This window comes from Chitinophaga sp. (genome assembly GCF_035761305.1).
Classification (GTDB): domain Bacteria; phylum Bacteroidota; class Bacteroidia; order Chitinophagales; family Chitinophagaceae; genus Chitinophaga.
This window is the reverse complement of the sequence record NZ_DASTRI010000252.1, coordinates 1-7269: the sequence shown is the minus strand read 5'-3', so window position 1 is coordinate 7269 and position 7269 is coordinate 1. Positions and strand designations below refer to the sequence as shown.

The following is a 7269-nucleotide window of genomic DNA, read 5'->3' as shown; positions in this document are numbered from 1 at the left end:
TGAAAATGTACGAGTTCAATTACCATGAGTTCTTATCTTTTCACAAGCTTAACGGGAAATGGCTCATCGTAAACAAAATGATCAGCGATGTGCAGGAATAAGCCTCGCTGCTAAACGATAGAACTATGTGGTATAATACGAAAACAACAGCCATGTTAGGCATCAGCTATCCCATTATGCAGGGGCCGTTCGGCGGAAGGCTTTCTTCTGTAGAGCTGGTGTCTGCCGTATCAAATGCAGGCGGGCTGGGAGGATATGGCGCTTATACTTTAAGCCCGGAGGAGATCTATGAGGTAGACAGGCAGATCAAGGCAGCCACGCCAAAACCCTATAACCTCAATTTATGGGTGTCTGATCATGATGATGCGGGCGGTGGCATCACCGATGAACAATACGAACAAACAAAAAAGGCATTTAAACCCTATTTTGATGAGCTGAACATTCCATTCCCGGAGAAACCGGCGCCGTTCAAATCAAGGTTTGAAAACCAGGTACAGGTGGTGCTGGATGTTTGCCCCAAAGTATTCAGCTTTGTATTTGGCATTCCTGCGCCGGATATATTGGAGCAATGCCGGAAAAAGGGGATTAAAACCGCAGGCGCCGCCACAACGCTGGATGAGGCTATTGCGCTGGAAGCCGCGGGCGTTGACATGATCATTGCATCGGGCTTTGAGGCCGGCGGGCACCGGCCCTCATTCCTGGCGCCTGCCGAACAGTCAACCACGGGCACATTTGTGCTGGTACAATTGATCCGGGAAAAAGTAAAAACACCGGTTATTGCAGCAGGCGGTATTGCCACCGGTCGTGGAATTGCAGCAGCGCTGCACCTGGGCGCGGATGCCGTTCAGGTTGGAACAGCCTTCCTGGCCTGCGACGAATCGGGCGCTTTGCCGGTTCACCGCCAGCTGCTGTTTTCCGCTGCGGCAAAACACACGATGCTGTCACGCGCTTTTAGCGGCCGGTTGGGCCGTGGCCTCACTACCCGGATCGCTAAAGAGCTGGCGGGCAAGGAACAGCAGCTCCTGCCTTTCCCGCTGCAGACGGCTTTCATGTTGTCGCTTCGGAAAGCGGCGCTTGTGCAGCAGCAACATGATATGGTGCTGTTTTGGGCGGGGCAAATTGCGCCCATACTCAAGCACACCCGGGTAGCAACGCTGATGCAGTCGCTGATAGCGGAAACAGCTGCGGTAATGAACCCGGGTAAACAGCAGGCATAGGGGCGCACACCGCGCTGCAAACCACTGCCTGCAGGTAAATAAATGCCTGCCGGACTACACTACGTAAGTACTGCTGTAGCCGTTTTTTGCAAATTGATTTAGTAGCCAATAATTAACAATGCGTCCCTGGCTTTTTTTATAAATAAGCAGTATATTAGGGAAATCCACTTCCTTATGAGTTTGTTTACAACTTTAAAGGCCATAGTGAATCACCCGCTGAATGCCGGCAACAAGTTTAACTCCTTATTGTTTTTTTTCAAATGGCAAATCAGTACCAGGCTTATTCCTTATCCCATTGTGTATGAATTTACAAACAAGGCTAAGCTGATCATACAAAAGGGAATGACCGGCGCTACGCAGAACCTGTACTGCGGGCTGCACGATTTTAACGACATGTTTTTTCTGCTGCATTTTTTAAGGGAAAACGATCTTTTTGTAGACATTGGCGCAAATGTAGGCAGCTATACGGTATTGGGCGCCGCGCATGTAGCGGCAGCTGTTATTGCCATTGAACCGGTGCCTGCTACCTTTGCACACCTGCAGCAGAACATCCGTATTAACCAGCTGTATGAAAAAGTAAAAGCCCTGAACATTGCCCTGGGCAGTGAAGCCGGTAAAATTTATTTTACCAGTAAGCTGGACACGGAGAACCATGTAGCAGTAGGCAATGAAGCAGATACATTTGAAGTAGCAGTGCAAAAGCTGGACGAAGTGCTGACAGGAAAATTTCCCCTGCTGTTAAAAATTGACGTGGAAGGCTTTGAAACCGAAGTGCTGAACGGCGCTGCTGCTACCCTGCAGAACAGCTCAGTAAAAGCCATTATTATCGAGCTGAATGGTTTGGGGAAAAGATATGGCTTTGATGAAAACCTGGTACATCAGCGTTTGCTGGACAATAATTTCCAGCCATATACGTATAACCCCTTTCTGCGTGAGCTTACGCTGTGCCCCACATTCGGCAACCGTAACACGATTTATTTACGCGATATCCCGTTTGTAACGGAAAGAATAAAAACTGCTGAAAAAGTATACTTACGTAAAAAGCTGATCTGATTGCATTAACCTGTGTTACTGCGGTTTCCCCCTCGCTGCTGCAACCCCAACTTTCCCGGTGAAAAATCTTCTTTTTGTATTATCTTTATATCCACTTGATATTTTAATATTTTATACCCCACAACCTTTCGGAGAATTTACGGTGTTCCCTTTTTTCCGGATTTTCTATCATCCTTCAAATATGCAGTTATGAAAAAATGTTACGCCCTCATGTTGCTGCTTTTAGCGGCAATAACTATCCATGCCCAGCAATCTGCATTAACCCCGGTTTTTACTGCCCCCGACAGCGGCCTTGTGCTGGACTTCCGGTACGGCAAAGTGTTATCGGTTAAACAAACGGGCGGCACATTTACCTACCGCCTTACAGATGTAAGCACCGGTACAGCCGCAGTTATTCCTTTCAACCAGAATTACCAGCTCCCGGCTTTTGTAACGCCTTATGGGGCTTTGATACAGGCGCAGGGAACCGTATCTCCTTTATACGAGTACAACCAGGGTAATTTTACCATGCTGTCGTCCCTGGCAAGCAATGTAAGTACCGCAGGCGATTACGTGGTATGGTATTCACAGGATGCCGCCAACCCGGGGTTGATACTGAGGAACATGGGCACCGGGCAGCAGCAGGTAGTGGTAGACAGCACCATTACCGGCGCCGGCGTAGCTGCCAACGGGATGGTGGCCTACGCCACCGGCAGGTTCCTTTACCGCTATCTGAACGGCGTAACCACGTTTATAGATGAATATGAAACAGAGAACCCTAACCGAGATCCGCCAGCCTATTTTTACGGCATTCAAACAGACGGGGAGCGGATCTCTTACCAGAGAACCGCGGATGAAGACGGCACCAAAGTGTTCCTCTTCGATCATGACTCAGTAACCCAGGTGCTTTTACAGGGAGATTACGGCGGGTATACCGACTTCCCCCTTCAGCCGCCGCTGCTCAATAATGGCTATTTAGGCGGTATATACCTGGCAGTGCCTTACTTTTACCATGTTGACGGGCAGGTGTACACACGCGACAGGCAGGGTAACCTGCGGTATGTGCTGCCCATAAAAACCGGTTCAACAGTTGGCACTGCTTCCGTAGCGGCCATCTCCCCAATGGGGGATATTGCCGTAACAGGCAGGTCGGGAATCAATTACTTTACTTATATCATTAGCCAGGATGGAAGTTTCGTAAAGAAAGTGGCAGACAAATCTTTGCAGGCGTACTATGAAGACAGCACCTGGTTTTTATCAGATGCGCAATACCTGTTTGCGGTAAACCTCGACACCGGCCAAAACCACTATATTGTTCCCTTTACCAAACAAGTCTACACACGGTCAAGGCTTCCGTTTACGGCCAACGATTTTACACAGCATTATATTGGCCCCGATAGCGGCGTGGGGCGGCTTGAGCAGATACAGATCACCGCTACCCCCAAACATGGCGTAATGACCATTAATGGCACGCCCATTTGGGTGAACAACACCTATGTTAACCGCGACCAGCTGGATCTGCTTAAATACAGCGCACCCAGCTTCCCGGGCAGGGACACCATCCGCTGGCGCGCCTTTGATGGTACGAAGTGGACAAACGACACCAGCCTTTATATTGATATATTGCCGGCGCCGGACACCATTAAGCCCTTTGACCGTAATACGCTGGCAGGTACGCCCATCCGTTTCTGGGCGGCCAACTTCAAGCTGAATTTCACGGGCAAGCTGGCCGGCATACGGGTCTCCAGCCTGCCTGCATACGGTAAGCTTACCATCGGGGGCAAGCAGCTGGTGTATGAACGCAGCCGCGACGTAACGCTGGCTGAGCTGGACAGCATGTATTATACGCCCAATCCTAACATAGTAGGGGTAGATACTTTACAATGGATGGCCTTTAACGGTACGGAATATACGAAGAACGACACACCGGCCATACTTCATGTGTACCCCATATTAACCACACCGCCTATTTTAAGAACGCTGGAAAGCAGCTATAGTATTACCGGCGCGCCTGATACCATTCTTATTGCCAATTATCCGCTTCCGAGATGGCATACAGATGTAATAGTGCTGCTGGATAATTCGCAGCAGCTGCCTGTTGCCGCTGATCACACCTTTATTATTGACCCGTCGGCATACAGCGCAGGCAACCACCAGCTGAAGGTAACCTTTAAACACCGGCTGGACAGCATCAGCATCCTGCGCAGCTTTACCATTACCGGCGCTGCCTTATCACCATTAATGGTGTCAGCAGAATACGGTATCGGTGTAACACAGGAGCTAACGCTGTTGAGTGTATCGCCAAACCCATTCAGCGGGCAGCTTATCCTCAACGGTTTGGACTGGAACAAAACCTACATACTGCGCTTATTTGATACGCAGGGCCGCTTGGTGCGGACGGACCGTTCCTTTAATCAAAGTAAGAAGGTATTGCAGCCGAATAATAACACGTTAACAAAAGGTGTTTACTTCCTCGAAGTGTATGATGTGAACAGCAAAACAGTTGTTAAAACCATTAAGCTGCTGCATTTATAGACATTACCTGATCCAGCCGGCGTCTTTTAAAAATCCGGTCAGGCGCGGATCATCCACAGACATAGCCGGGAGCCAGATGCTGATGCGCTCCCGGCTCCACCATAGCCCTTTGGGATTGCCCGGCTTTGCAAAGGAGTACCGGTACAGGACCGCCCGGATAAAACGCGGCGGCTTACCGGGAAAGGGATTGCCCGCAAACAGGCTTACAACAGCGGGATCGTTGTGCAGCAGCTTCCATACCAGGTGAACCGTCCAGGGATAGTCATTGGGCGACGCCATTGCGGCAAACCACATTTGCCAGTCTAAACGCAGCTGGTAGGGCGCTACCTGCGGCGGCATTTTGTCCAGCGCCACCGGCAGGCCCTTGTAGATGTAGGGTTTCCAGCTGGCATTGTCACCGGGATATTCATCGCTGGTTCCTTCAAATATTACATTCAGGCGTTCCTGGCCTACTGAACCAAATGCCCCGTAAGTATTTACAAGGTCCAGCGGATCATAAGAGTTGTTCATGACCTGCCTGGATGATAAAATATTAAGCGCAGGCTGAATGCTGAGCAATGCAACAAGCGCCGTAACCACCCATGCCGTGATGCGCATGGGTTTGGATTCAACCGCGTTATCAGCCGCCGCCTGCGCTTTACGCACCAGCGTACGCGGTAGCAGCGCCGACCAGAAGCCGTCGTCAAAACAAGCCAGCGCCGGAACAATCGTAAGCCAGTTTAAAAATGAAAGGTTGCCGCTGAGTATAATGCTAAGCTGGAACAGCACAATCACCACCCCTGCAATATGCCGTGCAAGCCGCGGCCCGAATACAAACCAGGGCGCTATCAGTTCGGCCAGCCAGTTAAACCATACGCCGGCTTTCAGCACGGTGTGCGGCAGAAAATGGAACCACCGGCTTAGCGGGCCGGGAATGGGCTGTGTTTCAAAATGGTAGTAGAGTGCCGTTGCATTCCGCCAAACTTCATCTCCGCGGTACTTGATCATGCCGGAGCCAAGCATTATGCGGCAAATGAGCCACCGGAATAAAATAATGATGGTAAGGGGAGGGGCATAACGCGGAAAAGGGCGCAGGTCCAGCAGCGGGCACAGGAAGATGGCCAGGAAGCCGGTTTCGGTAAGCTGTATTTCCCACCCGTACCCATACCAGAGCTGCCCCACGTGAACAATAGACATATAAAGAAACCAAAGCACGGCCAGCACCAGCGCATTTGCATAACCGGCCGTTACCAGGCAGGAAAGCGCAAACCCAATCCAGGAAACGGTTAAAAGCGCGGTATCGGAATGCCATAGCCAGAAAAGGGAAGGCAGGCGCATAAAGCCGGCCTGGTTCGACCCCAGTGCTGCGCTTACCTGCTGCAGGTAGCTGCCCACAGGCAACAGCCCGTTGGCCCCGATCAAAGGAACAAGCTGGTTAATGGCTACCAGAAAGGCGGTAGCGTACATTAATCCAAGCAGGCGCAGAATAACAAAGCGGGTAAGCCAGTAACCAGGCACACGGGGAACACCGCCGAATTCACTATCCAATATGTTTGCTACTTCCATTGTAAAGTATTTTATTGGCCGGCAGCTCCCGCAAACCCGTACCAGTACGTGGTAGCGGCAGCATCAATGGTGCCGGTGTCCCAGCTGAGCATTTCCATATCAAAGGAAAAGGCGTTGCTGAACGGAATAGCATCCAGTATTCTCGTACGTGTAAACGTATTAAAACCGGTTGATGACGGATCATCTGCACGAGGGGCATTGGCAAAGGGCGTTTGGTAAAGCACAACCGGCGCCCAGGAGGTGTTGTAATAATCTTCCAGCCCCGTGCCGAATTCCGACGGAAACTTTTCATTGTTTACATAAGCTTTGGCATCACCTTCTCCATACCAGGCTTTCATGTGGTTGTTTACAGACAAGGTATTCCCCAGGTAAACGCCCTTTCCCTTTATGCTGGCAAAGTTCCAGTCAACAGGCGCCGCGGGGTCATTGCGGGCCACCCTGGTTACATCATAATCCCATTTCACATCTTTTATATCCCTTTCAAATTTATAGCCTGCATGGAAATACATGGTACTGTTATCCCATTTGAACGGGCTAACGGTGACCCTTGTACGCAGATCAACCTTAAAGCCGGATTGGTTAATGATAGTGATCACGGCTGATTTACGGAAAGGCATTACCCAGCGGCTGGTGAGCAGGCCCGTATCTGTTAGCTCCCGGTACCAGCTGCGGATGGGCTTTCCGCCGTACCCGCTGCCGATAAAATCGCCCAGCGGGCAAGATACGGTCTGGTGCCCGTCGAACTGGATGCGAAGCATAACATACCGCCACATTTTTTCCTGGTTGGCAGGCTGGCTGGTTTTCAGCGCCAGCTGCAGCTGCCGTATAGCAGAAGGGCCGCCCGGTAAGGTCAACGTCATTTCTTTGCCCGGGGCCAGGGCCTGCTGTCTGGTAATTACTTTACCGCTGGCCGCCGGCGGATGCCAGAGCGTGGCCTCTG

At 50.9% G+C, this 7269-nt stretch carries 5 protein-coding genes; 3 read left to right on the top strand and 2 right to left on the bottom strand.

The genetic code is table 11. The features are described 5' to 3' along the window. Positions 1 to 125: 125 nt before the first annotated feature. The 3 genes from VFS25_RS21130 (at position 126) to VFS25_RS21120 (ending at position 4784) form a co-directional block, all read left to right on the top strand. A complete protein-coding gene (locus VFS25_RS21130) occupies positions 126 to 1217 on the top strand; it encodes a nitronate monooxygenase (protein WP_326464169.1) in 1092 nt (363 codons plus the stop codon). Positions 1218 to 1391: 174 nt separating this feature from the next. After that, on the top strand, positions 1392 to 2270 hold the full coding sequence (locus VFS25_RS21125) for an FkbM family methyltransferase (protein ID WP_326464168.1): 879 nt from the start codon (positions 1392 to 1394) through the stop codon (positions 2268 to 2270). A gap of 189 nt (positions 2271 to 2459) precedes the next feature. After that, the gene (locus VFS25_RS21120; protein WP_326464167.1) at positions 2460 to 4784 is read left to right on the top strand and encodes a T9SS type A sorting domain-containing protein; all 2325 of its coding nucleotides are present in this window, start codon (positions 2460 to 2462) and stop codon (positions 4782 to 4784) included. A 3-nt stretch (positions 4785 to 4787) separates the two neighbouring features. Here the strand turns inward: VFS25_RS21120 and VFS25_RS21115 are convergent, their stop codons facing one another. Both VFS25_RS21115 and VFS25_RS21110 read right to left on the bottom strand, forming a co-directional pair. Next, the gene (locus VFS25_RS21115) at positions 4788 to 6329 is read right to left on the bottom strand and encodes a lipase maturation factor family protein (protein WP_326464166.1); all 1542 of its coding nucleotides are present in this window, start codon (positions 6327 to 6329) and stop codon (positions 4788 to 4790) included. An 11-nt stretch (positions 6330 to 6340) separates the two neighbouring features. Next, positions 6341 to 7269, bottom strand: a 929-nt coding sequence (locus VFS25_RS21110) for a glycoside hydrolase family 172 protein (RefSeq protein WP_326464165.1), incomplete at its 5' end; no start/stop codon positions are given.